The sequence below is a fragment of the Pseudoalteromonas sp. 20-MNA-CIBAN-0454 genome, assembly GCF_040308685.1.
Taxonomy (GTDB): Bacteria; Pseudomonadota; Gammaproteobacteria; order Enterobacterales; family Alteromonadaceae; genus Pseudoalteromonas; species Pseudoalteromonas nigrifaciens.
Window position 1 is genome coordinate 48,760 of sequence record NZ_JBEOOB010000003.1, and the last position, 21,239, is coordinate 69,998.

Sequence of the window (21,239 nt, forward strand, 5' to 3'; positions counted from 1 at the left end):
ATACCACTTGTATTAAACCTGACAGCCAAAATCTACCAAGCTACATTTAATTAGTCGGCATTAAATAAATTTCGCGTACGCTGTTGCGCTGGTTTGCTTCAATAGCAAAAAGTACTGCGTCAGCGACATCTTGTGGGTCGAGTTTGTCGGGTTTAGCTTCATCAAAAAATGGGGTATTTACCATACCTGGTGCTATGGTTGTACAGCGGCCATTCCACTCACTCATTTCCTCAGCTAAGTTTTGTCCAAAGCCATAAGCAAACCATTTAGTTGCACCGTAAATAGAGCCGCCAATTGGCTTACGGCCAGCAGCAGAGCTGGTTAAAATGAAGTGTCCGGTGGTTTCGCGTAAATATGGCAGTGTTAATTTTGCGCTCCACAATAGGGCTTTAATGTTTATATCGATCATGGTTGACCACTCATCCGGATCACCTTTTTCAGTGCCAGCAGTTGAAACCCCCATGCCTGCGTTAGCAAAGGCTACATCTAATCGGCCAAACTTTTCAATGCCTTTGGTAACTACGTTTTCGAGCGCGGTAAAGTCGGTGGCATCTGCGGCTACAGCCATTGCGTTATCTGATCCTAGCTCGGCAACAAGTTGGTTAAGTTGCTCTTCTCTACGGGCGGTTAATATAACTTTATGACCGTTGTTTACTAAGGTTTTTGCCGTTGCTTCACCAATGCCACTAGAAGCGCCGGTTATGAGTACTATTTTCTCTTTTGCCATGGTTTTTTCCTTATTAACAAATGAATGAAGGCGCAGCTCAATGTGCGCCATGCAGTTATTGCGCTATGTCAAAATTGACTGATAAATCGTCAGCTTGCGTTAGACTAATTTGTTTCAGTTGATAAATATTAAAGTCTGCATCTACTTGCTCTGCATCGTCTATGTGTGCGCTACACGTATAACCAAGTTGGTAGTCGCCTGGTGTTATGAATGCGAGTTCAAATTCGTATTCATTATCGTCCGCATCAAATACAACATTGGCAGTCGCCAGCGGAGCGTTATCAGGCGTTTGGTCATCTATTTCATGCATATCTGTTGGGGTTTGTGCCTGCGCAGAGTAAAGGTAAACAGCATGGCCAAATGATGAATCATCAGCGGCAAGACCAATGTTGTCAGTCTCGCAATTGTTTATAAGTGTTTGGCTTACAGAGCCTTCAATATCTTGTGATTCAGAAAGGTTTTGTAAACGCACACCGCGAGGTTTTAAAAATATTTCGTCATTATTTTGTGGATCAACTAACGATTTTTTTAAATCAAACTCTAATACAAACTCGTTGTCGGTTTGATTGAGTGTAAAGCCATCTAGCTGAATTTCACCCACGCCATCGTTACCTTTTCTTTTTACGATAAGCGGTGCAATGCTGCCGTCTTCATAAACTACGTGAGATGTTAAGCTAAGGTTGTTCGTGTCGCCGTTTATCACTTGTGCGCGGATCCACGAATAATCCCCAGCAGGTACTTCTTGATCGTCAAGTAATTGAAAAATATCGTCGCCCGTATAGTCTAGTAAATTGACCATTTGCGCTAAGGTGGAATCGTTTTTAGAGCGAGTTGCAAAGCTAACTTCTTCACCTGCTTGGGCTTTAATTGTTATTGAATCAAACACTACGTTAACTTGTTTTAAACCAGTGACTGGTGCGTCGGAAATGCCTAAGCTAAAAGTGGTTTTATCACTTGCTTGCGGTGGGGTTGTTTCAGCCTCGTCATTTGATGAGCCACAGCCTGCTAAGGCAAAAATAATAGCGCTACTTAATATTGTTGATTTAAAGTTCATGCTTGTTTCCTTTTATTTGATTTGTTAAGTGTATGTATTTAACCCTTAACCTAAATTGAATTAAAAATATGAAGAGTTAGAACTTTTAACATGCTGTTTTAAATGGTTTTTAATTTTATCGATTTAATTGTTTTTTACTATATACTCGCGCCACTTCTTTTGAAGTCGTTTTTATTAAATTTAACCATAATTTTGCTGAGTTTCAGCCACATTTATCGGAACAAACATGAAAGATAAACTTTTAGCATTTTGGCAAAGCCATTCAGAAACAATCATCACTTTAGGATACAAAGTGATTTTAGCTTTGGTGATTTTAATTGCCAGTGGCGTAATTGCCCGCGCTGTTAAAAGAGCAGTTAATGGCTCTAAATCGCCGCTTAATAAATTAGATAAAACTTTGCTGCCTATTATCTCTCGCCTTTCGAGTTACTTGGTTTATATAATTGGCTCGTTATTTATTTTAGATATTTTTGGGGTCAATACCGCCAGTTTAGTGGCACTAATGGCCGCTGCAGGTTTAGCAATTGGTTTGGCGTTAAAAAGTACGTTAAGTAATATAGCTGCAGGTATTATGTTATTAATACTGAGACCTTTTAAAGTAGGTGACTTTATTGATGCCAGTGGTACATCGGGTACGGTGAGCGAAATAAACTTATTCACTACTATTTTTAAAACCACCGACGGCCTTTATATAGCCTCTCCTAACGGCAAAGTGTGGGGTGGTAATATTAAAAACTTTACCCGTAACGGTAAAAGACGCATGGATATTGTAGTGGGTATTTCGTATGCCGATTCAATAGACGATGGCTTAAATGTACTTAAACAAATAGCCAGCTCAGAAGGGCGTTTACTAGCAGAGCCAGCGCCAAAAGTAATGGTGGTATCTATAGCCGAAAGTTCGGTAAACCTACAATTACGCGCATGGACTGTAAATGGTGATTACTGGCAAACAGTGTGGGATCTTAATAAGCGCGTTAAAGAGTCTATTGAGCAAGCAGGGCTAACAATTCCATTCCCGCAGCGCACTTTGCACTTACCTGAGTCGCTAGCAACAAGCGTTACAATTAATAAAGACACTGCAAAAGTAGATTAATATTAGCAGTATCAGCACACATAAAAATAGCGAGCTAAGGCTCGCTATTTTTTGTTGTATCGTTTGTAATTATTTAACCTGAACTCTGGTTAAGAGATTTACTAACGTATTGAATCATATTTATATTTAATTTTATTTTCTCTAGCCAGAGGTTTTCAGTGAATTCAACGCAGTTAGCGCTGAAAATAGCTGCTTGAGATAAGTTTATTATCCGGAGCTCAGGTTATTTAGCTTAAGTAAGTAATTAACCTTCTAATTGAAAGTCGTACACTGAGCCTAAATTAAGTAGTTGGGTTAGCTCATCAAGTGCTTGGTAACTTTCGCTCAGCAGTGCTGGGTCGGCAAAGTCTTTAGCACCTAATTGATCGCGGTAGTTACGTTGTGCCCAGTTACACAATTGCGTGTATTTAGTGTCGGTTAAAATAACGTCTGGGTTTACTGCAGCGAGTTCTTGCTCGTTCAAAGCAACCCGTAAACGCAAGCAAGCTGGGCCGCCGCCATTTTGCATACTTTGGCGTAAATCAAAAAAGCGTACTTGGTTTATAGGATTATCGGCCATGATCATTTCTTCAATGTAGTCGTTAACCGCGCTATTACGTTGGCACTCTTTTGGCGCTACTAATAACATAGAGCCATCACTTAGGCTTACTAGCTGGCTGTTAAATAAATAACTACTAACTGCATCTTGAATACTTACTTTACTTGTAGGTACTTCAATAATATAAAATTGTTTATTACCAATGTAGGCTTCGCGAATATCTTGCAATGCTTGCTGCTGATTTAAAAATGCTTGCTGATGACACAGCAGTACGTTGGCATTACCTACAGCAATAACGTCGTTATGAAACACCCCTTGGTCAATCACATCTGGGTTTTGCTGCAGTAAAATTTGGCTGGTATCTTTTAAATTATGTAAGCGGCAAATAGCTTCTGAGGCTTCGAGGGTTTGCCTTGCAGGAAATTTAACCGGTTTTGGTAAATGGCTGTTAAATGCACTGGCCCCAAACACAAACATTTCTAGGCCTTGCTCGCCATGGCTGTCGCAAAAACGGGTGTGGTTTGCTGCACCTTCATCACCAAAAAAGCCTTGATCGGGTAAATGGGTATGATGCGCAAAGTGGTTTTGGTTATTAAACATTGCTTTTAACAACCGCGTTGTGGTGGCAGGCTCTAACGAGCGATGAAACTTATTGTTTAAATTTGCAGCGGTAAAGTGCACTTTACCATCGGTTGTATCGGGCGATGGCGACACAGTAGCGGCGTTTGCTGTCCACATTGCTGAGGCTGAATAACATGCGCGTAATAAAATAGGATCGGCGTTAAAAGCTTTATTAATAACTTGCGCGTCGTTACCGCTAAACCCTAGGCGGCGCAGTATATTTAAGTCGGGGCGTGCATGGGGTGCAAATACACCTTGAGTTAAGCCTTTATCGTGCATGGCTTTCATTTTTTCAAGGCCTTGAAGTACCGCCTCTTGGGGATTTGAAAAGCTAGCGGCGTTATTTAACGAAGCAACGTTACCATACGATAACCCCGCATAATTGTGAGTAGGGCCAACTAAACCATCAAAATTAACTTCTAAGGCAGGCATACACATTCCAAATAAATTGTTTAATAGAACTAACAATACAATGCATTGGGTTTACTTGCAAAGCGACACCAACAAGAAAAGCTTAACGGCTGAGAATACGCTCTTTATCAGCGGTAGTACGCGGATTATTTGGCTCGTTTACTTGCCAAAAACTAACATCTAAACGCCATAGTAAATAAAGTGTGTGATATAAATTAAACATAGCTTTTCCTTTGATTTTTTTTAAACACATAAAGTAATAGGAAGAAGTATGCCAACGTTTAATTGAATATTTTATGAATACGAATCAATGAATTAGTGTTTTATATAAAAAAGTTGCTAGCTTTTTGCACTTATATGGTGGGTTTTTTGGGCTGTATGCACTTATTTGATACACGCGCTATTTTAAACGGTTTATGCATTAATCAGATAAATCGTTAACGACTAAGTCGAGTAACTGCATTAGTTGTTTTGCTTGCTCTGTATTTACGTTATTAAATTTACACAGCACTTTGCTAGGTATATCAGCCGCTTTTAGCTTTAGTGATTGCCCCTGTTGAGTGAGTTGCACTAAACGCTTGCGCTTGTCGTGCTCGTCTTTTACTACGGCAAGTAATGACTTGTCGGTCATTTTTTTTAGTATTTGGGTCATTGCACCGCCATCAATCGCGGTGTTATTTATAAGCTCGGCAATGGTTATTTGGTCCTGCTCCCACAATGCCATCATTACTACATACTGCGGGTAAGTTAAATTAAGCTCAGCTAACGGCTCCCGATAAGCGCGAGCAATACTATTAGAGGCCATATATAAACGATGACATAACTGATTTTTTAATTTTAACTGCTCAAATGACATGCTTTAACCTCTTTGCTGAATAAAGTGCATTTTAATTTGCATGCAAAGTATTTGCAATCTATATTTAGTTGCTCTATTATTTTGCACACAAACTAAATAAGTTAATTAATTTTTTAAATTTTGGAGTTCATTATGAATGTATTACAAAACGTTGCCTATACAGCAAAAGCAACTGCAACCGGTGGCCGTGAAGGCACTGCTAAATCTGATGATGGTCGTTTAAATGTAGATTTATCAACTCCTAAAGGCTTAGGCGGCGATGATGGTAAAGGAACTAACCCTGAACAGCTATTTGCAGCAGGTTACGCGGCATGCTTTATTGGTGCGCTTAAATTTGTAGCGGGCAGCGAGAAAATTACTCTGCCAAGTGACACGCACATTAACTCAGAAGTGTCGATTGGCGCTATTGACGGTGGTTTTGGTATTGCAGTTAAGCTAGCGGTGTCGCTGGGTGATATGGATAAAGCGCAAGCACAGGAGCTTGTAGATAAAGCGCACTTAGTATGCCCATATTCAAACGCAACACGCGGCAATATTGAAGTTGAGCTGTCGGTTATTTAATAACGGCACTCGCTAATATTTAAAAAGCACACAATAACCTTGTGTGCTTTTTTGTTTTTGAGGTCATAAAAATAAATATACGAAAAATCGTATATTCACTATTTCATATATTCATTTTTTGTTTTATTGTGTACATATTAACGATACGAGGACGCTATGGAACAATTCAACCCCCTGCAATTTTATAAATGCCTAGCGGACGATACACGGTTAAAGGCCATACTGCTTATTGCTGATCAGCAAGAGTTATGTGTTTGCGAATTAGTTGCGGCACTTAATTTAAGCCAACCTAAAGTGTCACGTCATTTAGCACAGCTTCGCCAATGCGGATTGCTTACAGATCGAAAACAAAACCAATGGGTGTACTACAGTATTAATAAGGCACTACCAGATTGGGCACAAACAGTAATTACGCAAACACGTGTTGCAACAGCAGCATTTTACAAAAGTGATTTAGAGCGCTTAAATGCTATGGGTAATCGCCCTGAGCGCTGTTGCTAAGTAACCTGATCTGTGGGTAATAAACTTATCTCAAGCAGCTATTTTCACTGAAAACCTCTGGCTAGAGAAAATAAAATTAAATATAACTATGACTCAATACGTTAGTAAATCTCTTAACCAGAGTTCAGATTAAGTAATTAATATAACAAAAGGTATTTTATTATGACCATTAAAGTAGGCATTAACGGTTTTGGCCGTATGGGGCGTTTAACGCTGCGCGCAGCGGTTGACTGGCCAAATATAGAGTTTATAAAAGTAAATGATATAGCGGGCGATGCTAAAACCCATGCCCATTTATTGGAGTTTGACTCAGTGCATGGGCGTCTACATCATTCTGTTACTGCTACTAATAATATTATTGAGGTTGGCAAACACAATATAACTGTAAGCAACCATAAAACCATTAACGACAACGATTGGTCTGGTTGCGATGTAGTAATAGAAGCCAGCGGTAAAATGAAAACGACCCAGTTACTAAATGCGTATTTAGCCCAAGGTGTTAAACGCGTGGTGGTGACCGCACCGGTAAAAGAAGAGGGCATTTTAAATATAGTAGTAGGGGTGAACGATCATCTTTATAAGCCAAGTGAGCACAAAATAGTTACTGCGGCCTCCTGTACCACCAACTGCTTAGCGCCTATTGTAAAAGTGCTGCAACAAAAAGTGGGAATTAAACACGGCTCCATAACCACTATTCATAGTACTACCAACACGCAAACCATTATTGACGCACCACATAAAGACCTACGCCGAGCACGTTCTTGTGGCACAAGTTTAATACCAACAACAACAGGCAGCGCAACAGCCATTACGCATATTTTTCCTGAGCTTAAAGGCAAATTAAACGGCCATGCTGTACGTGTACCACTTACTAATGCCTCAATTACCGATTGTGTGTTTGAACTGCAGCGCAGCGTTAGTGAAGATGAAGTAAATGGCTGGTTTAAAAGTGCGGCTAATAACGAGCTTAAAGGTATTTTAGGTTACGAGGAAAAACCACTGGTATCGATTGATTACGCAACCGATCCGCGCAGCAGCATAATAGATGCGCTTTCAACTATGGTAATTAACAACACTCAGCTTAAATTATACGCTTGGTACGATAACGAGTGGGGCTATGCAAATCGTACTGCAGAGCTAATGCTTAAAGTTGGTTTAAGTGATCAATCAAATTAATAGGCTAATTTAATGTTTGCGCAACTAGCTAACTTACCAAGCTCACTAAAACAGTATTTTATCATTACCGGCAATTATTGGGCTTTTACTTTAACCGATGGCGCACTGCGAATGTTAGTGGTGCTGTATTTTCATCAGTTAGGTTATGGCGCATTAGCGATTGCTATGTTGTTTTTGTTTTATGAAATATTTGGCGTGATCACTAACTTAGTGGGGGGATGGTTAGGAGCGCAACTTGGCTTAAATAAAACCATGAATATAGGCTTAGGGCTGCAAATACTTGCGCTTGCTATGCTTTGCGTGCCAACAGATTGGTTAACGGTTGCTTATGTAATGGCAGCACAAGCGTTAAGTGGGATTGCCAAAGATCTTAATAAAATGAGCGCCAAAAGCGCGATTAAATATTTGGTGCCGCAAAACAGCAGCGGGCAAAGTAAATTATATAAATGGGTTGCCATACTTACTGGCTCTAAAAATGCATTAAAAGGAGTGGGCTTCTTTTTAGGTGGGGTACTGCTTACTTTATTTGGTTTTGTTGGTGCGTTGTTTACTTTAATCGTTTTATTGAGTGTTGCCTGGGTTATAAGTTTAGTCTTTTTAAAAGGCGATATAGGTAAGGCCAAAAACAAACCTAAATTTAAAACGTTATTCTCTAAATCTCGCGCTATTAATTTACTTAGCACAGCACGATTGTGTTTATTTGCCTCGCGAGACGTGTGGTTTGTAGTGGCTCTGCCTGTGTATTTAGCCACGCAATTTAACTGGAACCATACTTGGGTGAGTGGCTTTATGGCACTGTGGGTAATAGCGTATGGGTTAGTGCAATCGCAAGCACCGCGAATTACTGGGCAAGTTATTACCTCTGGTTTTAATACAGTTAATAAAGCATATAAATGGGTTACGCTATTGTGCGTTGTAACTGGCATTTTAGCGCTGCTAATGCAATTTAATAGTGCGGTAAATTATCCGCTTATAGTGGGCTTATTTATTTTTGGTGGGGTGTTTGCTGTTAACTCATCGCTACATAGTTATTTAATAGTGAGCTTTGCCAGCAGTGATGGTGTGTCGCTCGATGTAGGCTTTTATTACATGGCCAATGCCATGGGGCGCTTACTGGGTACTGTGCTTTCTGGTTGGGTATTTCAGCTTTATGGGTTAGTGGCGTGTTTATGGGTTAGTGTTTTTTTACTCATTATGGCTGCAATAGCCACCGCTTTTTTGGCTAAACATGAAGGCTAAACTTTTGTATGAGATTGCTGTTTTTACACTAAATTAATAGCTTCATTTTATAGAACAACTAAACTATATACGTTAATTAATTAAAGGGTGTGATGAATGCGGGAAATAGCGTTAGCAAAAAAGTTATTGTGGCTCTCAGTGGGCAGTATATTTATAACTGTATTAGTACTGTCTAGTATTTTATGGTGGCAGTTATCATTAAGTAATAAAGATTTAGCGGCCAAGTCTGAAGAATATATAGTTGCTGAAGTAGAAGAAAAACTTAATGCAAACGCGGCTGTTTACGGTGAAAGTATAGCTGGGTTTATTAACGAAGCCTACCGAATTCCCTATACATTGGCAGCATTACTTAGCGACGCAGCCCAGCAAAATAGCTTAAACCGAGATACAGTGGTAAGTATTAACCACGCTATTATTGAAAAAAACACTCTTTTATCATCGGTTTACTCACAGTTTGAAGCCAACGCTTTTGACGGCCAAGACGCCTACTTTCAGCAAGGCTATAAACATTCTGTTGATGGTGCTGGCACACTTGAAGTATATATTACCCGCGACGAAAACGGTGTTATTGAACAGCAAAAAGTAGCTAACGCCGCAGATAAATACATTACAACACTTAACGAGTTTGGTATTCGAGAGGCACATTGGTATTTATGTGCTAAAGACACACTTAAGCCGTGTATTATGGAACCCTACCTATACGAAATTCCCTCTGGCGATTCGGTTATGCTAACGTCTTTAACAGTGCCTATTTTAAAATCAGGGCAGTTTATTGGTATTACTGGCGCTGACTTAACACTACCTACATTTCAAACCATGACAGAGCAGCTTTCTAAGCAACTTTATAATGGCAAAGCAAAAGTAACCTTGCTGAGTGATTTGGGGTTAGTGGTTGGTAGCAGCCATTATAAATCTAAATTAGGGCGTCCTTTTAAAGAAGCTGTTAACGCAGTAACGATTAATAATTTAGAAAAGCTAAAAGATCACAGTGGTATTTTTAAAGCTAACGATCAGTATTTAGTTAATTACCCAATTAATATTAAGCTTGCTAATAGGCAGTGGTCGTTAATTATAGAAGTACCAGCAGAGCTTGCACTGGCAGGGCCGCAAGCTCTTTCGCAAAACATGCAGCAAACTGCGCAGTCACTAGGGGTTATTATTTTAATAACCGGTTTAGCAATTGCAGTTGTTGCTTTTATTGTTATGAAGCTAGTTATTGGCAGTATTGTTGCTCCACTGCAGCAAATTCAGCAACGCGTTGATAACCTTGCCAGCTCAGAGGGCGACTTAACTCATACGCTGCATGTAGAGTCGCATGCAGAGCTAATTGCATTAGCCGATGGCTTTAATCGATTTTTAACTAAGCTTAGAGTGTTAATTGCACAGCTAAAAGATGTGTCTGATCAAACTAAGCAGCAAGGTGAAATTGCCCAGCATATTGCTATTGATACTAAACATAATGTACAGGCGCAGTTTCACGAAATTGAAAGCGTAGTTACCGCAATGAATGAAATGAGCGCAACTGCGCTTGAAGTTGCTCGCGCATCAGAACAATCGGCGCAACAAGCGGGTGAAATTAATAACTTAGTGGTAAGCAGTGAAACGAGTTTGTCATCAGCCATGAGCCAAGTTAAAACCATGTCTGAGGAAATCAAAGAAGCTAACCAAGCGGTGCAAAAAGTGGCGTCGCGCAGTAACGATATAACGCAAATTTTAGATGTGATTCGTACTATTTCAGAGCAAACCAATTTACTTGCGCTAAATGCTGCAATTGAAGCTGCACGAGCGGGTGATCATGGTCGAGGCTTTGCGGTTGTTGCAGACGAAGTGCGTGCACTGGCGTCAAAAACGCGCTCATCAACCGATGATATTAGTCGATTAATTGATAGCTTGTTGCTTGAAGTAGGTAATGCCTCAACGGTTATCGAAAAAGGCGTAGTACGGGCACAAAGTGCAGTTGATGAAACTTCAGTAGCGTTTGATGCACTGCACAGCGTGGTAATTAAAGTGGACGAAATTACCAATCAAATTACGCATATTGCTACCGCAGCTGAAGAGCAAAGCTTAGTGAGCGAAGAAATAAACCGTAATTTAACGCTGATATCAGACGCGGCTTCGCAGCTATCTGATTTATCTTCACAAGCAGGCGACAGCAGTGAAGTACTTAATAAATTAGTTGCGCAACAAGACTCAGAACTTAATAAGTTAAAAACGTAATAGTTATTTAGCACTGAGACAAAATAAAAACGGCAGTAATTTAAATTACTGCCGTTTTTGTTCAAATAACTAAAATGAGACGTTTATAAGCTTTTTATGATCTTAAACATTTGATCTATCATTGGCTGAGCCAGTGACTCAACACCCGGGCGATTAAAATAACCACGTAAACCAGTAAACTGCACTTCAAAAAAGCGTGCATACTCTTGCGCAGATATATTATTACTTAACTCATTTTTTGCTATTGCTTGTTCAAAAAGAACCGAAAGGTAGTTTTCAAATTTATCAATTAAATCTAAGCTTAGTTGATATAAATTGCTGTCTTTATCTGCAAATTCACAGTTGGCCTTTACCAGCATACAAATAGCACTAGGCGCACTTTCTTTTTTTGTTATTACATTTTCAACAAAAGCGCGCAGCCCACCCAAAATAATATCTGATGTGGATAGGCACTCTTTAATCTGGCTCTCCATTTGTACTGTGTAGTCTCGTAAAGACTCAATATAAAGCCCTTCCTTAGAGCCAAAAGCAGAGTAGATACTGCCAGGTCGCATATTAATAGCTTCTTGTAAATCACGCGTCGATGTTGCATGAAAACCCTTTTCCCAAAATAGCTGACTTGCAAGGCGGACAACTGTCTCACGCTCAAACTTAATCTTATTCGCCATCTCATTTCTCAATTATTTGAACACATGCTCAATTTTAACTTGAACAACTGCTCAAAATAAAATGGTATGTGTCTCGAAGTTAACTAACTAATTATTTATTGGAGCTAAACATGACAGAATTTACTTTATATACAGCAGAAAATGCACCTGAAGAATCAAAATCTCTTATGGCCGATTCAGTAGCTGCGTTTGGTATGGTACCGAACCTACATGCAGTAATGGCAGAAGCACCTACTTTACTTAAAGGTTATCAAGTACTGCATGAGCTGTTTCAAAACACGTCATTTAATGCTGAAGAATTAACGGTTGTATGGCAATCAATTAACGTTGAACATAACTGTCATTATTGTGTGCCAGCCCACAGTGCAATTGCAGCGTCAATGAAAGTTGATCAAGGTATTGTTGATTCGCTAGTAAATAAAACACCACTTGCTGATCCTAAGCTTGAAGCACTTCGTGAAACCACACTTGCAATGGCACGTGACCGCGGTGTGATAAGTGATGAGCAGATTGAAAAGTTTTTTGCAGCGGGTTATGGCAAGCAACAACTGCTTGAAATTATTGTAGGCTTATCGCAAAAAGTAATGAGTAACTACACTAACCACCTTGCAGATACGCCAGTTGATGAACCATTTAAAAAATTCATAAAGTAGTTTATAAATTCTAAGTAGTTATGAAAAAGGCAGCCTTGGCTGCCTTTTTCAATTAAATGTTGTTATAAACGCTTTATTGAAACTTAACCTGCTGGTTACTGCGTGTATAGGTTCGGGTTGCAGGTTTAGTCCACTCGCCTTTTTTTAAGTACGAGGTTGATACAATAAATTCATCACCTTTAATTTCGCTGGTAGACTTAACTTTAGTTATGCCTTCTTTATTTCCCGTTACTTCTTCATAGGCTACAAACTGAGTAGGGCTAAGTATCTTCATTGTGCCTTTAGTGTAAAACCCCGCCGTAGTGAAATAATAAAATACTAATGAGTCTTTTTTACTATCGTAAAATATCATCGACTCGCCGCCATACTCTCCTTCATTGATTGAATGTATAGTACGAATAGCTTTACCGTTTAAAGCCCGCTGCCATTTACTAATGTCTTGCTTTGGCTTTGCGCCTTCAGGGACTGTAAAATTAGCCTGCCATGTGCCTAAATATGGCTTAAATGCGCTGAGCTCTTTAGCTAAATCAGCTGGATGTGCATTTACAATGGTTGTAAATACAATGCAAAAGGTTAGTATCAGTGTTTTTAAATATGACATAATTACTGCCTAGTATAAGTGAATCTGGGTATGGCCTAGATACAGTATAGGTGAGAGTTACTTGATTAAAAAAGCATTATTACTTTTTTCGATTGGTTTTTTGTGTGTATTAACCGTAGGAGGGCTGTTTAGCTATTGGCCCACAATTGCCGCAAGTGTGTACGTAGTTATGAGTACAATTACCATTTTAGTTTATAAATGGGACAAACGTTTGGCCATGAGTAAAAAGCAGCCAGTGGTGAGAGTGCCTGAGCGAACTTTACACCTTTTAGCATTATTATGTGGCTGGCCGGGGGCGTTAATCGCTCAGCAATGGTTTAGGCATAAATCACAAAAGCGTATTTTTATAGCCGTACTTTGGCTCACCATAATTATTAACTGCAGTGCGTTATTTGGCGGCTACTATTATTGGCAACTAGGGTAAAACATTACTCGTAGATAGCTTAAAGTAGTTCAAAAAATGACTATTAATTAAAATATTAAAAATAAAAAGGAATAATATTAATGAAATCTTTTATTTTAGGTCTTGGCCTAATGTTTGTAAGCCTGCCAGTATTTGCGAATGACTTAGAGCCCGCAATAAAAGACTTTGGCTTTTTTTATAATGTACCCTCACATGCACCTATAACGCAAAACACACATTTTAAAATTGCCTTTGATGTTGGTAAAGGCGCGCAAAAAGGTGAGCAAAATAATGGTATGAATTCTTTAGCGCGGTTTATTAATATGCATATAGCACATGGTATTAAACCAGAAAATATAGAGCTGGCACTCGTAATACATGGCAGTGCAAGCGTAGATGTGCTTGATAATAATACATATAAAAACCGCTTTGAAGTCGATAACAAAAATCAAAGCTTAATTGAGCAATTACTTGTTAATAATACGGTGGTTTATGTATGTGGGCAGTCGGCCACGCACTATAAAGTAGCTCCTGAGCAGTTAATAAAAGGCGTAAAAATGTCGTTATCGGCAATGACAGCACATGCGCAGTTACAACAGCAGGGCTATACGCTAAACCCTTTTTAATGATAAAAAACATATTATGCTTTGGGGATTCCAATACTTGGGGTTTAAATCCGCAAACAGGAAAACGATTTAGTGCTACAGTGCGCTGGCCAGCGAAGCTTGCTGTAAAGTTAGGGGCTAATTTTACAATAATAGAAGCTGGGCAGCCTAACCGTGCTTTAGTAAACAACCCACCGTTTGCAGGTGAGTTATCGGGCGTAACTTATTTACAGTCTTACTTAAATGAACTTAAAATAGATTTAATTATTATAGATTTAGGTACTAACGATCTGAAAAATCGGTTTAGTTTAAATGCGCACGATATTGCCGCTGGGTTAACAGCATTAATAGATTCAATATTGAATTTTTATGAGCAAAGCAATGCGCCAGGCTCTCCAAAAATTTTAATACTTAGTCCCGCTCATGTACGAGAAGTCGGAAGTTACGCAGGCGTGTACAAAGGGGCAGAGCAAAAAGTAGTGCAATTAGCTGCAGCATTTGAAAATGTTGCTAGTATAAAACAATGCTCATTTTATGACTTGGCAAGGATTGTGAGTGTTTCAAATGAGGATGGTGTGCATTTAGACGAAAAACAGCATCAAAAAATTAGTGATGCATTAGAGGCGATTATTCGTGAGTTTTAATTTTTAAATATTTATTGTAAATATATTATCAGAAACTTGAATTTTCAGTTACTTATGTAATTATTAAAGGACTTTGCATAAATGGGGATACCTCAATTTACAATGAAACAGCATCCTAAAAAAATAATAGTAGTACTGCTATCAGGTGGATTTATATTTGCATTAGGTTGCTTTATTTTATTGTACTTTGCGGGTCAAAAATTAGTAGCGCAAACACATTCAGACTCACAATATTTACTCTCCCAAGTAGACGATGGTGTAGAGGAAAGCGTTCGTGTTTTAACTAAATTAAATAACCTAAATTTTACTACTTGTAACGAAGCGAATTTACTTGCTATGCGGCGGATGCTATTTGATGCCAAGTTTGCTATTGATATAGGCTACTTTAAAAATAATACATTAACCTGTACTACAGGTACTGGTATGCTTGAAAATCCTTTACCAGATAACCAACCAGATTATATTGTAAATAAAAATAAACCCTCACAAATAGGCATACGCTTTGAGCCTGAACTTTACTTATTACTCTTTACCGAGCGCCCACTAAAAGTACTAATTATTCGCCAAGGCAATTATAACCTCATACTAAAATCAGAAGTATTCGATCCTAAAATTATTGTAACGCCTAATTGGCAGGTTTTTTATAAAGAATCTGAAAACTTATTTCATTTAGCTGGGCAAACAGGGATTCATAATAATATAAAAAGTAATGACTATTTACATTACGAAACGAATATAACGTGCAGTAATAATAATAGAAATTATTGTGTTGCTTTGTATTTGCCATGGGATATATTTTTTGCCGATAATCGTCAACTATTTATTATTTCGTTTATTTTAATTTGCTTGGTGAGTATTTCGTGTGGCTTATTAGTTGATGAGCACCTAACTACGCGCCGCTCAATTGTAAGCAGGATACGTAGGGGATTAAAGAGCGGTAATTTTTATTGGGTTTATCAGCCAATAGTTAATTTACAAAGCGGAAAAATAATTGGTTGCGAGGTACTTGCGCGCTTTAAAGATGATTACGGGGTGCTTACACCGGATCAATTTATTCCTATACTTAGACAAATTAATTTAACTTGGTCTTTTACCAAAATAATGATTAACACTGTACTTAATGAGTTAGAAAGTGCAGAGCAGTTACCAAGTGGATTTAAGGTGTCATTAAATATTTTTCCTTGTGATGTAGAGCAAGGGAATGTGTTGTCATTACCGAAAATAACCGGATTAATGCAATCTAAATTTGTAATTTGTTTAGAAATAACCGAAGACGAGTATTTAGATTCAACTATTGCTCATGGCTATTTTAAAACATTAATCGAGTCGGGTTTTCGCTTGTCGCTTGATGATTTTGGCACTGGGTATTCAAACCTAAAAAACTTACATAATTTGAGTTTCCATCAGCTTAAAATAGACCGTTCATTTGTACAAGACATAGCTACGGAAGGCTTAAAAGCCTCTATGATCCCTAATATTATGGAGTTGGTACATACATTTGGTTATACCTGTGTGGCAGAGGGCATAGAAACAACAGAGCAAGAAGTCATTTTAAAAGAAGCAGGGGTACATTACGGGCAAGGCTGGAAGTATGGCCGGCCTATGCCTATTTTAGAATTTAAAGAGTATATAGCTAGATCGATAAAGTAACGCTTAGCGTATATAAAAGCACAGGTATTACTTTAAAAATTATAATTAGGATTTACTATGGCTAAATCAATACTCACTGCTTTTTTATTTATATTTTTAGCGGCATGTTCTACTCAGTACCCAAATCAGCAAGTAATTGGTAAACAATTTCCAACGATTGACGGCGAAAGTTTAACGCAAAATAAAGTGACTATTCCAAGCGATTTTAATGCAGATAAAACACTTTTGCTTATAGGCTATAAGCAAGATAGTCAGTTTGACATTGATCGCTGGTTAATTGGCTTAGATATGAGTGGTGTAGTTATTCCTACCTACGAACTACCCACTATTGCTGGTATGGCACCTCGCATGTTTAGTGCATTTATAGACAGTGGTATGCGCAAAGGAATTCCAAAAGAGCTTTGGGCTGGGGTAATCACTATTTATAAAGACGGCGAAAAAGTACAAAAATTTACTGGTAATCAAAATCCCAATAATACCCGTGTAGTCCTTATAAATAACAGCGGTAAAATACTTTATTTTTACGATAGAGGCTTTTCAGTTGATGCGTTAAATAAGTTAAAAGCGACTATAAACTAAATTTATTGATTGCTTTTGTTTTACAGCTTTATTCTAAATGACTATTACTAGTTTTCCTCTACTGATGTTAATTTTGGCTTCGTTAATTACGGTGTGTTATGCAATAAGTAATAGTTAGTTTGGGTTAAATAAATAGATACGTAAGGCAGCAAAGCATGCTTATCGTGAGCTGTAAAACAGGTGGTTAACAACTGTGAACGAATGTAAAAACTGTATTGTAAGTTGTTCAAAAATTAGGTAGTGTTACATAAGAATTCTAAGGAAGAGTTTTATGTTACAGCAATCAGCATTTATAAAAACAAATTTAAAATCATCGGCTTGCTCGTATAATTATCAAGATATTTTAAGAACTCTCCGAGCCTTATTCAACACTATAAATATGGATGATGCACTGCCAAACGTTGAGCAACGTTCACAATATACTTTGTATTTAATTGATGGCGCCACGCATAATTGGCACAACCTTGTACCTGCAGATTTAATCGCTTTAGCGAGGCAGTATAATGTGGTGATATTTAATGTTGAGCGTAAAGCAATATGTGAGAAAAACTTACTACTTAACCATGTTAATGGTGTGTTTTATAAATCGACGCCAAGTGAGGAAGTTTTTAAAGGTTTAGTTAAAATAAATGCAGGCGAATTATGGTTTACTAGAATGATACTCTCCCAAGCATTCAGCGACATTTTAGTTGCGACCTCTTCGTTTAGTAGTTTACACGAAGGCATAGAATTAAAGCAGGACGATTATCAACATTTAACTAAACGAGAGCGTTCAGTTATTCATCTTATCGCGCAGGGGGCGAGTAATAGTGTTATCGCAGATAAATTAAATATTAGCGATCATACAGTCAAAACTCATTTATACAGTGCATTTAAAAAAACAAGTTCTCGTAATAGGGTTGAGCTGGCCAACTGGGCGCAGCGTTACATATCGGTTTTATTACCAATGAGTAAACAATAATTACATACATTAAAAATGGCTACTTTAATAAGTAGCCATTTTTATTTGTTACTTAACTTGCTTTTTTAGCCCACAAGCCTTTATCAATACCTTTAGTTATAAGATCAGTGAGTGCTTTTTCAATTGCTTGAGTAACACAAATACTCATTGGCTCGTTATCACTATAACCGGCTTCTGCCTCGGCAAGGCGCTTATAACTTACATATCTAAAAAAGCCTGCACGCATCTCTTGGCTCAATACTTTTTTACTGGTTGCTACCGAGAGTAATACTTGCCCTGTACGTACGTCTACGGCACGTAAATAAATAGATATAGCATCTTCTCTATATAATTCAGATGCACCTATACCAAAGTACTCCATTCCTAGGCCACCGGTTTTTACATTGGTGTCATAACTAATAATACCGCCTTCTAAAATAATTTTAGCTGTTGTTAATGGCGGTAAATCGGCTTGATTTGGGTTTTCTGACTGGGCAGCACGAATGATTTTCCGCTCAGTTAGAATGTTTTGTAACCCTTCGCGCTCAACCGGTGTAAACCAATCTGATTCATGCAATGCCTGAATTAATATGGAATTAGCCCCTTGAGTAACTGCGGTTGAAAAAGAGCTAACATTCGTTTGCGGTTTGTATTGACCCGTTTGATCTCTAAATGAATAAACAGAGACGGGAATGCTGCCCATTGGCTTGGGTAAGTTTTTTAAATCAGCAAAAATCTCAGTAGGCTCTAAACTTATGGCTTTTTGTTGCGATGGCGGAATTAAATTTCCTATCGTTGTACAGCCCGTTAAAGTAAGTAATATTATTGTTATTAGCAGTTTATACATTATCCAAACCTCGGTACTTCGATGATTACAATGGTGCCATCTAGCATATTTGTTATTTTTACAGTAATAGTATCTGTGGTACTGGTGATCACTTCAATTTGGTAGTCACCACTCATAAATATAGAGTCTTGATTAAATATGCTGTCTTCAGAGTCTTCACCAAATGCCATATTGGTAATTTCTCTGACCATTCTATTTAGGTAAGTACGCTGTAAAGAGTCTTGAAATTGTTCTGCATAATCTCTTTCGATGACAGGTGCTTTGTGTTTGTTTTGCGCTTGAGCTTTACTCAACAACATATTTGCATTGAGTGGGTTGCCGCCAAAACTTGGGTTAATTGGGGTGTAAATTAATTCAGTTGCACTAGCTGAAAAGCTTAGAGTTATTATTATAAGTAGTATTTTATTCATTTTACCATCCGTTTACAGCCATATCGGGAGACGATACAGCCATGTTTGAGCGAGCCATTGCATCTATTACAATATAAACTGCTTGTTCAACGCGTTCGTCAAGAGGCTCTAACCTACGACCTAAATAAGTTGCATAAATAAGTTGGTTATTCATTATTAAAGAAAGCCTGGTGCCAGCCTTAGGTAGCACGGTTTCTTTTATTTCAATATTAAACCCCGCAGTTGAAGGTAAGTCTCTCCAGTAGTTTGAAAACTTGTAATAAAACTGATGGCCAAAACGGCTAATACTTCTATCGAGTAATAAGCCATCTATTTCTAGTTCATCATTTGCAAATGCTGCAGGTGAGAAGCACAGTAAAACTGATAGTAAGTAGCTAATATATATGCTTTTATTATTTTTCATATTATAAAAGGGGGGAAGTATACCTCCCCCCCCACCTTAGCAATTACATTTGCGTAACTGTAGCTGTATTTCCGTCACCAATTTGCGTAACAGATACCATGTTATTCGAGCCGATTATGCCGCCTTGAACAAGGTTATCGTTACCAATTTGATTAACAGTAAATGAAACATCCTCTCCAGCAATTAAAAAGGCTGACTGATCCATACCTGTAACCCAGTTTCCTTCACCTTCTTGTGAAATATCAATGCTATGGCCGCTACCTTCAACCATAATGTCAACTAAGTTGATTTCACCGGTTTGCGATATATCAATTCGGTTTGTATTACTATCTAATATACCAGCAAGAGTAACCATGGTTTCATTTGCTACACCACTTTGCATGATATCAATATTGTTATCATTAGAAGTTAGTGCCGTATTAGGGTAAGAAGACTCTACAACTGTTGTATTTTCGTCACCATTTTGAAATACATCTACATCGTTACCAGTACCATTAAAGTTAACCAGATGTGCGGCATTTAAATCACCAACTTGGTTAATTAAAAACTCATTATCTGAACCAATAACACCCATGTATGCTTCGTTCCCAAAGCCATTTTGAGTTGCAGTTAATTCGTTATTATCACCAATTAATTCAGCTGTAGCTGAGTTGAGAGTATCTAACTGAGTAATAGTAATTTCATTATTATTGCCTAAAAATAGAGCCGAATCTGCTGTATTGCTAGTACCTTCTTGATCAAGGTCTATTTCGTTATCACTACCAACAATAGCAGCAAAGTTAACTGCATTAGATTCACCATCTTGCTCAACTTTTAGCTCATTAGCATCACCCGATACATCGCTAAAGGTTGCTATGTTGCGCGAGCCATCTTGTTCAATATCAAGGTCGTTATCATTACCTTGTAAAGAATTGATTGTAAATGCGTTCCAATAAACCCCTGATTGCTCAATATCAATAGTATTTTGATCACCGGTTAATGACGTTATTTCAGCTTCGTGCCATTCACCAGTTTGTACTGCACTGATTTCGTTGGCATTACCTTGCATATCAAGGTTATAAAACCAATGGCCACCAGCACCCTGAGCTACATCAATCGTATTATCGTCACCCGTGATAATGTTTATAGCTTCGTTATTTACTAAAAAGCCAACACCCTCTTGGGCAACAACTAAAGAGTTGTAATCACCGGTTACTTGCGAGATTAAACCGTTAGCAACACCATCTTGAGAATACTCTTCTGTATTACTATTGCCCACAGTAGCAACGCCTGCGTAATTACCAGTTTGGTTTTGCGTAATTTCTGTGTAATTTTCATTACCATCAATGGTAGCAAGCATGGTGTTGTTATCACCTACTTGTACTAATAATGCATCGTTATTGTTGTTGTTTTGTATCAAAGTCATGTTATTTGATGCGCTCATTACAGAAATGGCCGTACCTATTTCTGAATTTGAGGCTGATTTAGTATCTGTATTTGCATAAGAAGCGAAGCTTGCACCCATTGCAACTGCAACTGCGCAGCTTAAAATTGATTTAGTTAATTTCATTATTTATTCTCCTTGAATAGTAAAAATAAAATACCTAGATATTATCTGTTTTAATTAGGTATTTTCTGTTTCAGCATGCCGTGCTGATATAATGTGTTGTGATCCACTTGATTACTTTTAAGTATGTAAAGTGTTAAGTATGACCAGCGCTCACTGCTTATTTGCATCTTAGATAAAGTACAAGCTGCTCACAGTGAAACAATAATCATGGTGTTAACTGTATTAGTTAATTTTAATTTGTTAAATCATCATTTTTTACCAATTTTAAAGTGCTTATATTTCATGTGCTTATG

General features: G+C 38.0%; 23 protein-coding genes. 13 read left to right on the forward strand and 10 right to left on the reverse strand.

The features are described 5' to 3' along the window. Positions 1 to 46: 46 nt before the first annotated feature. Both AAEZ22_RS02120 and AAEZ22_RS02125 read right to left on the reverse strand, forming a co-directional pair. Positions 47 to 727 (reverse strand): SDR family oxidoreductase, encoded by a 681-nt coding sequence (locus AAEZ22_RS02120; RefSeq protein ID WP_089369327.1) that lies wholly within the window; start codon positions 725 to 727, stop codon positions 47 to 49. A 55-nt stretch (positions 728 to 782) separates the two neighbouring features. After that, positions 783 to 1,781, reverse strand: a complete 999-nt coding sequence (locus AAEZ22_RS02125) for a DUF4382 domain-containing protein (RefSeq protein WP_089369125.1) — start codon at positions 1,779 to 1,781, stop codon at positions 783 to 785. A gap of 226 nt (positions 1,782 to 2,007) precedes the next feature. On the opposite strand from AAEZ22_RS02125, the gene AAEZ22_RS02130 reads away from it, so the two are divergent. Continuing rightward, the gene (locus tag AAEZ22_RS02130) at positions 2,008 to 2,874 is read left to right on the forward strand and encodes a mechanosensitive ion channel family protein (protein ID WP_011329813.1); all 867 of its coding nucleotides are present in this window, start codon (positions 2,008 to 2,010) and stop codon (positions 2,872 to 2,874) included. A gap of 244 nt (positions 2,875 to 3,118) precedes the next feature. On the opposite strand, the gene astB is transcribed toward AAEZ22_RS02130, so the two are convergent. Both astB and AAEZ22_RS02140 read right to left on the reverse strand, forming a co-directional pair. Next, entirely contained in the window at positions 3,119 to 4,465 is a 1,347-nt protein-coding gene (astB, locus tag AAEZ22_RS02135) for an N-succinylarginine dihydrolase (protein ID WP_089369126.1), read from the reverse strand. Positions 4,466 to 4,865: 400 nt separating this feature from the next. After that, on the reverse strand, positions 4,866 to 5,300 hold the full coding sequence (locus AAEZ22_RS02140) for a MarR family winged helix-turn-helix transcriptional regulator (RefSeq protein WP_089369127.1): 435 nt from the start codon (positions 5,298 to 5,300) through the stop codon (positions 4,866 to 4,868). A 132-nt stretch (positions 5,301 to 5,432) separates the two neighbouring features. Between AAEZ22_RS02140 and AAEZ22_RS02145 the strand changes: the two genes are divergently transcribed. From AAEZ22_RS02145 to AAEZ22_RS02165, 5 genes are all read left to right on the forward strand, one after another. Beyond that, on the forward strand, positions 5,433 to 5,861 hold the full coding sequence (locus tag AAEZ22_RS02145; protein ID WP_011329816.1) for an organic hydroperoxide resistance protein: 429 nt from the start codon (positions 5,433 to 5,435) through the stop codon (positions 5,859 to 5,861). 156 nt (positions 5,862 to 6,017) lie between these two features. After that, entirely contained in the window at positions 6,018 to 6,362 is a 345-nt protein-coding gene (locus tag AAEZ22_RS02150; RefSeq protein ID WP_089369128.1) for a metalloregulator ArsR/SmtB family transcription factor, read from the forward strand. 162 nt (positions 6,363 to 6,524) lie between these two features. Further along, complete coding sequence (locus AAEZ22_RS02155; protein ID WP_089369129.1) at positions 6,525 to 7,538, forward strand: ArsJ-associated glyceraldehyde-3-phosphate dehydrogenase; 1,014 nt, start codon at positions 6,525 to 6,527, stop codon at positions 7,536 to 7,538. Positions 7,539 to 7,550: 12 nt separating this feature from the next. Continuing rightward, complete coding sequence (gene arsJ, locus AAEZ22_RS02160) at positions 7,551 to 8,777, forward strand: organoarsenical effux MFS transporter ArsJ (protein ID WP_089369130.1); 1,227 nt, start codon at positions 7,551 to 7,553, stop codon at positions 8,775 to 8,777. A gap of 96 nt (positions 8,778 to 8,873) precedes the next feature. Next, entirely contained in the window at positions 8,874 to 10,994 is a 2,121-nt protein-coding gene (locus AAEZ22_RS02165; protein WP_352295995.1) for a methyl-accepting chemotaxis protein, read from the forward strand. A gap of 83 nt (positions 10,995 to 11,077) precedes the next feature. Here the strand turns inward: AAEZ22_RS02165 and AAEZ22_RS02170 are convergent, their stop codons facing one another. Then, positions 11,078 to 11,662: a TetR/AcrR family transcriptional regulator gene (locus AAEZ22_RS02170; protein WP_352295998.1), complete on the reverse strand. Its 585-nt coding sequence runs from the start codon at positions 11,660 to 11,662 to the stop codon at positions 11,078 to 11,080. Between the two features lie 110 nt (positions 11,663 to 11,772). Between AAEZ22_RS02170 and AAEZ22_RS02175 the strand changes: the two genes are divergently transcribed. Further along, the gene (locus AAEZ22_RS02175; protein ID WP_011329822.1) at positions 11,773 to 12,315 is read left to right on the forward strand and encodes a carboxymuconolactone decarboxylase family protein; all 543 of its coding nucleotides are present in this window, start codon (positions 11,773 to 11,775) and stop codon (positions 12,313 to 12,315) included. Between the two features lie 73 nt (positions 12,316 to 12,388). Here the strand turns inward: AAEZ22_RS02175 and AAEZ22_RS02180 are convergent, their stop codons facing one another. After that, a complete protein-coding gene (locus tag AAEZ22_RS02180) occupies positions 12,389 to 12,916 on the reverse strand; it encodes a hypothetical protein (RefSeq protein WP_089369133.1) in 528 nt (175 codons plus the stop codon). A 61-nt stretch (positions 12,917 to 12,977) separates the two neighbouring features. On the opposite strand from AAEZ22_RS02180, the gene AAEZ22_RS02185 reads away from it, so the two are divergent. From AAEZ22_RS02185 to AAEZ22_RS02210, 6 genes are all read left to right on the forward strand, one after another. Then, positions 12,978 to 13,340 (forward strand): DUF1294 domain-containing protein, encoded by a 363-nt coding sequence (locus AAEZ22_RS02185; protein ID WP_089369134.1) that lies wholly within the window; start codon positions 12,978 to 12,980, stop codon positions 13,338 to 13,340. Positions 13,341 to 13,450: 110 nt separating this feature from the next. Continuing rightward, a complete protein-coding gene (locus tag AAEZ22_RS02190) occupies positions 13,451 to 13,945 on the forward strand; it encodes a DsrE family protein (RefSeq protein WP_370446755.1) in 495 nt (164 codons plus the stop codon). Then, positions 13,945 to 14,568: an SGNH/GDSL hydrolase family protein gene (locus AAEZ22_RS02195; RefSeq protein WP_089369136.1), complete on the forward strand. Its 624-nt coding sequence runs from the start codon at positions 13,945 to 13,947 to the stop codon at positions 14,566 to 14,568. The genes AAEZ22_RS02190 and AAEZ22_RS02195 overlap by 1 nt, the downstream gene beginning before the upstream one ends. Positions 14,569 to 14,649: 81 nt before the next feature. Next, a complete protein-coding gene (locus AAEZ22_RS02200) occupies positions 14,650 to 16,218 on the forward strand; it encodes an EAL domain-containing protein (RefSeq protein ID WP_352296001.1) in 1,569 nt (522 codons plus the stop codon). Positions 16,219 to 16,275: 57 nt separating this feature from the next. Further along, positions 16,276 to 16,797 (forward strand): hypothetical protein, encoded by a 522-nt coding sequence (locus AAEZ22_RS02205; protein ID WP_011329828.1) that lies wholly within the window; start codon positions 16,276 to 16,278, stop codon positions 16,795 to 16,797. A 271-nt stretch (positions 16,798 to 17,068) separates the two neighbouring features. Then, a complete protein-coding gene (locus tag AAEZ22_RS02210) occupies positions 17,069 to 17,758 on the forward strand; it encodes a response regulator transcription factor (RefSeq protein WP_089369138.1) in 690 nt (229 codons plus the stop codon). 52 nt (positions 17,759 to 17,810) lie between these two features. Here AAEZ22_RS02210 and AAEZ22_RS02215 read toward each other — a convergent pair whose 3' ends face one another. The 4 genes from AAEZ22_RS02215 to AAEZ22_RS02230 are packed head-to-tail and all read right to left on the reverse strand — an operon-like array spanning position 17,811 to position 20,946. Further along, a complete protein-coding gene (locus AAEZ22_RS02215) occupies positions 17,811 to 18,584 on the reverse strand; it encodes a CsgG/HfaB family protein (RefSeq protein WP_011329830.1) in 774 nt (257 codons plus the stop codon). Continuing rightward, positions 18,584 to 18,994, reverse strand: a complete 411-nt coding sequence (locus AAEZ22_RS02220; protein WP_011329831.1) for a curli assembly protein CsgF — start codon at positions 18,992 to 18,994, stop codon at positions 18,584 to 18,586. The genes AAEZ22_RS02215 and AAEZ22_RS02220 overlap by 1 nt, the downstream gene beginning before the upstream one ends. 1 nt (position 18,995) lies before the next feature. Beyond that, entirely contained in the window at positions 18,996 to 19,397 is a 402-nt protein-coding gene (locus AAEZ22_RS02225; RefSeq protein WP_011329832.1) for a curli production assembly/transport protein CsgE, read from the reverse strand. Positions 19,398 to 19,440: 43 nt separating this feature from the next. Further along, on the reverse strand, positions 19,441 to 20,946 hold the full coding sequence (locus AAEZ22_RS02230) for a curlin (RefSeq protein WP_011329833.1): 1,506 nt from the start codon (positions 20,944 to 20,946) through the stop codon (positions 19,441 to 19,443). Positions 20,947 to 21,239: the final 293 nt, after the last annotated feature.

Excerpts from the sequence above, each read along its gene's own strand:
- AAEZ22_RS02145 (WP_011329816.1), top strand. The coding sequence starts at position 5,433 with ATGAATGTATTACAAAACGTTGCCTATACAGCAAAAGCAACTGCAACC.
- AAEZ22_RS02150 (WP_089369128.1), top strand. The coding sequence starts at position 6,018 with ATGGAACAATTCAACCCCCTGCAATTTTATAAATGCCTAGCGGACGAT.
- AAEZ22_RS02210 (WP_089369138.1), top strand. The coding sequence starts at position 17,069 with ATGTTACAGCAATCAGCATTTATAAAAACAAATTTAAAATCATCGGCT.
- AAEZ22_RS02165 (WP_352295995.1), top strand. The coding sequence starts at position 8,874 with ATGCGGGAAATAGCGTTAGCAAAAAAGTTATTGTGGCTCTCAGTGGGC.
- AAEZ22_RS02205 (WP_011329828.1), top strand. The coding sequence starts at position 16,276 with ATGGCTAAATCAATACTCACTGCTTTTTTATTTATATTTTTAGCGGCA.
- AAEZ22_RS02200 (WP_352296001.1), top strand. The coding sequence starts at position 14,650 with ATGGGGATACCTCAATTTACAATGAAACAGCATCCTAAAAAAATAATA.
- AAEZ22_RS02175 (WP_011329822.1), top strand. The coding sequence starts at position 11,773 with ATGACAGAATTTACTTTATATACAGCAGAAAATGCACCTGAAGAATCA.
- AAEZ22_RS02125 (WP_089369125.1), bottom strand. The coding sequence starts at position 1,781 with ATGAACTTTAAATCAACAATATTAAGTAGCGCTATTATTTTTGCCTTA.
- AAEZ22_RS02140 (WP_089369127.1), bottom strand. The coding sequence starts at position 5,300 with ATGTCATTTGAGCAGTTAAAATTAAAAAATCAGTTATGTCATCGTTTA.
- AAEZ22_RS02195 (WP_089369136.1), top strand. The coding sequence starts at position 13,945 with ATGATAAAAAACATATTATGCTTTGGGGATTCCAATACTTGGGGTTTA.
- AAEZ22_RS02130 (WP_011329813.1), top strand. The coding sequence starts at position 2,008 with ATGAAAGATAAACTTTTAGCATTTTGGCAAAGCCATTCAGAAACAATC.
- AAEZ22_RS02215 (WP_011329830.1), bottom strand. The coding sequence starts at position 18,584 with ATGTATAAACTGCTAATAACAATAATATTACTTACTTTAACGGGCTGT.
- AAEZ22_RS02180 (WP_089369133.1), bottom strand. The coding sequence starts at position 12,916 with ATGTCATATTTAAAAACACTGATACTAACCTTTTGCATTGTATTTACA.
- AAEZ22_RS02225 (WP_011329832.1), bottom strand. The coding sequence starts at position 19,397 with ATGAAAAATAATAAAAGCATATATATTAGCTACTTACTATCAGTTTTA.
- AAEZ22_RS02220 (WP_011329831.1), bottom strand. The coding sequence starts at position 18,994 with ATGAATAAAATACTACTTATAATAATAACTCTAAGCTTTTCAGCTAGT.
- AAEZ22_RS02170 (WP_352295998.1), bottom strand. The coding sequence starts at position 11,662 with ATGGCGAATAAGATTAAGTTTGAGCGTGAGACAGTTGTCCGCCTTGCA.
- AAEZ22_RS02120 (WP_089369327.1), bottom strand. The coding sequence starts at position 727 with ATGGCAAAAGAGAAAATAGTACTCATAACCGGCGCTTCTAGTGGCATT.
- AAEZ22_RS02230 (WP_011329833.1), bottom strand. The coding sequence starts at position 20,946 with ATGAAATTAACTAAATCAATTTTAAGCTGCGCAGTTGCAGTTGCAATG.
- AAEZ22_RS02155 (WP_089369129.1), top strand. The coding sequence starts at position 6,525 with ATGACCATTAAAGTAGGCATTAACGGTTTTGGCCGTATGGGGCGTTTA.
- astB (WP_089369126.1), bottom strand. The coding sequence starts at position 4,465 with ATGCCTGCCTTAGAAGTTAATTTTGATGGTTTAGTTGGCCCTACTCAC.
- arsJ (WP_089369130.1), top strand. The coding sequence starts at position 7,551 with ATGTTTGCGCAACTAGCTAACTTACCAAGCTCACTAAAACAGTATTTT.
- AAEZ22_RS02190 (WP_370446755.1), top strand. The coding sequence starts at position 13,451 with ATGTTTGTAAGCCTGCCAGTATTTGCGAATGACTTAGAGCCCGCAATA.